3 protein-coding genes are annotated in these 3,246 nt (G+C 65.6%); 2 read left to right on the top strand and 1 reads right to left on the bottom strand.

Annotated elements, in window-relative coordinates:
- A partial coding sequence (locus AC1VAN_RS16230; RefSeq protein ID WP_480986194.1) for a BCCT family transporter occupies window positions 1-1,277 on the bottom strand: 1,277 nt, incomplete at its 3' end.
- 170 nt (window positions 1,278-1,447) lie between these two features.
- Here AC1VAN_RS16230 and betI point away from each other — a divergent pair.
- Both betI and betB read left to right on the top strand, forming a co-directional pair.
- A complete protein-coding gene (gene betI, locus AC1VAN_RS16235) occupies window positions 1,448-2,038 on the top strand; it encodes a transcriptional regulator BetI (RefSeq protein WP_025878951.1) in 591 nt (196 codons plus the stop codon).
- A gap of 41 nt (window positions 2,039-2,079) precedes the next feature.
- Window positions 2,080-3,246, top strand: a 1,167-nt coding sequence (gene betB / locus AC1VAN_RS16240) for a betaine-aldehyde dehydrogenase (protein WP_480986195.1), incomplete at its 3' end; no start/stop codon positions are given.

The raw sequence follows: 3,246 nt of genomic DNA on the forward strand, positions 1-3,246 counted from the left end.
GTCAGGAACAACACGAAACCAATGACCACTGCCGCACCAGCGATGTACGGCGCCRCGGGCAAGTATTCCAGCAGCTTGAACAGGGTCATCGCCGCATCGTGCTGAGCCACCTGGCCCAGCACCGCCTGGCCATGGTTCAGCACCAGGTCGATGGCGGTGTTGCCGAAGATCGACAGCCAGGCCAGCGTGAAACCCAACGGGATCAGCAGCACGCCCATGATCACTTCGCGGATGGTGCGGCCGCGCGAGATGCGCGCCACGAACAGGCCCACGAACGGCGCCCAGGCAATCCACCACGCCCAGTAGAACAACGTCCACGAGCCCATCCACTCACGCCCCTTCGGGTCGTTGAGGTACATGTCGAAGCTCTTGCGCACGAACGCGCCCAGGTAGTCGCCGGTGTTCTGTACCAGGCCATCGAACAGGTGCAGGGTCGGGCCGGTCACCAGCACGAACAGCAGCAGCAGGCACAGCAGGCGCACGTTGAGGTTGGACAACCAGGCGATGCCCTTCTCCACGCCGGCGACCACGCCGATGGTGGCTACGACCATCATCACCAGCACGATGGCCACCAGCACCTGCGGCGTATCCGGGATGTGGAACAGGTAGACCAGGCCGGACTGCACCACCAGCGCACCGATGCCGAGGTTGGTGACCATCGAGATCAGCGTCGCGAGGATACCGAAACCATCGACCATGTCGCCGATGCGGCCATGGATGCGCTCGCCGAAGATCGGGTACAGCGCCGAACGCAGGGCCAGCGGCAGGTTGCGGCGGTAGGCGAAGTAGCCCAGCGCCACGCCGACCAGAGCGTACAGCGCCCAGCCATGCAGGCCCCAGTGCAGGAAGGTCAGCACCATCGCTTCGCGGCCCGCGGCGACGGTGCCGCCGGGCTGCCCGGGCGGGTTGAGGAAATGATCGAGCGGCTCGTAGGCGCCGTAGTACAGCAGCGCGATGCCGATGCCGGCCGAGAACAGCATCGACACCCAGGCCACGTAGCCGAACGCCGGCGATTCCTCGTTATGGCCCAGGCGGATGCGCCCATACGGCGAGAACGCCAGCCACAGCACGAAGCCCAGGCAGGCCACGATCAGCAGCATGTACCACCAGCCGAACGCCGCCGAGACCTCGGCCTGTGCCCATTGCAGCCAGTGCTCGCTGGCCTCCGGGAAAAAGACGGTCAACGCACCGAGGATGCCGATGGAGACCGACGAACTGAAGAACACGAAACGGTTCAAGCGCAGGGGCGAGCGCTTGGGATGAGCCAGGGAAGACATGGGGTCGTCTCATCAGTCCAAGGGGGCACATGGGCGGGGCCGGACCGGAAACCGGGCCCATGGCGTGGGGGCGCGACCGGCATCGTAGGGTTTATTGATTGAACGTTCAATCAATAAAAAGTATGATCTTCACCAGCCCGGCATTCCGGGTCGCAATCCGTGGAGAGACAATGCCGAAGAAAGGCGTGGAACCGGTCCGCCGCGAGCAGCTGATCCGGGCCACTTTCCAGACCATCGACGAGATCGGCATGGCCGATGCCACTGTCGCCACCATCGCAAGGAAGGCCGGCCTGTCCAGCGGCATCGTCGCCCACTACTTCGGCGACAAGGACGGCCTGCTCAATGCGGCGATGCGGCAGATCCTGCGCGAGCTGAAGGCAGCCGTTGCCCGCTATCGCGACGCCGCCGCCGGCGACGCACGTTCACAGCTTCGCGCCATCGTCGATGGCAACTTCGACGACAGCCAGACCAACGGGACCGCCATGCGCGTATGGCTGACCTTCTGGGCCGCCAGCATGCATCAGCCGGAACTTGCGCGGCTGCAGCGCGCCAACGACCAGCGACTGTTCTCCAACCTCTGCCATCAGTTCAACCGCCAGTTGCCGCATGCACAGGCACGCCTGTCCGCACGCGGGCTGGCCGCGATGATCGACGGCCTGTGGCTGCGCGGCAGCCTGGTCGGTGGTGACTTCAACGCCGACAAGGCGCGCCGCATCGCCTACGGCTACATCGATTTCCAATTGCAGGCCAACGCGCCCTGAGCGCGCCACGACCCCGCCCCATCCCTTCCAGGAGCAAGCCGATGACCACCCTGCCCGTGCAACAGCTGTACATCCACGGCCGCCGCGTCGACGCCACCAGCGGCAAGACCTTCCAGACCGTCAACCCTGCCAATGGCCAGGTGCTGGCCGACGTGCAGATCGCCAGCCAGGCCGATGTCGAACGCGCCGTTGAAAGCGCCAGCGAAGGCCAGAAGGTGTGGGCAGCGATGACCGCCATGGAGCGCTCGCGCATCCTGCGCCGTGCCGTCGAGATCCTGCGCGAGCGCAACGACGAGCTGGCCCACCTGGAAACCCTGGATACCGGCAAGGCGCTGGCCGAAACCACCACGGTGGACATCGTCACCGGTGCCGACGTGCTGGAGTACTACGCTGGCCTGGCCACCGCCATCGAAGGCATCCAGCTGCCGCTGCGCGAATCGAGCTTCTTCTATACCCGCCGCGAGCCGCTGGGCGTGGTCGCCGGCATCGGCGCCTGGAACTACCCGATCCAGATCGCCATGTGGAAGTCGGCCCCGGCCCTGGCCGCCGGCAATGCAATGGTCTTCAAGCCGTCCGAAGTGACCCCGCTGACCGCGATCAAGCTGGCCGAGATCTACACCGAAGCCGGCGTGCCGGACGGCGTGTTCAACGTCGTGCAGGGCCCGGGCCGCGAGATCGGCAACTGGCTGACCGAGCACCCGGTGATCGAGAAGATCTCCTTCACCGGCGGCGTGGCCACCGGCAAGAAGGTCATGGCCAGCGCTGCGTCGTCGTCGCTGAAGGAAGTGACGATGGAACTGGGCGGCAAGTCGCCGCTGGTGATCTGTGACGACGCTGATCTGGACCGTGCCGCCGACATCGCGGTGATGGCCAACTTCTTCAGCTCCGGCCAGGTCTGCACCAACGGTACCCGCGTGTTCGTGCCGCGCAGCATGCTGGCCGCGTTCGAAGCTGCCGTGGTGGAGCGCGTCAAGCGCATCCGCATCGGCGACCCGATGGCTGAAGAGACCAACTTCGGCCCGCTGACCAGCTTCCCGCACATGGAAAACGTGCTGCGCTTCATCGAAAGCGGCAAGAGCGAAGGCGCGCGCCTGCTGACCGGCGGCGGTCGTGCTACAGACGGTGCCCTGGCCGAGGGCGCCTATGTGCTGCCGACCGTGTTCTCCGACTGCCGCGACGACATGACGATTGTCCGCGAAGAGATCTTC

It is taken from the genome of Stenotrophomonas sp. 05L44_2, assembly GCF_056665995.1.

Bases quoted from the DNA above. Each gene is read 5' to 3' on its own strand.
- betI (WP_025878951.1), top strand. From the start codon at position 1,448: ATGCCGAAGAAAGGCGTGGAACCGGTCCGCCGCGAGCAGCTGATCCGG.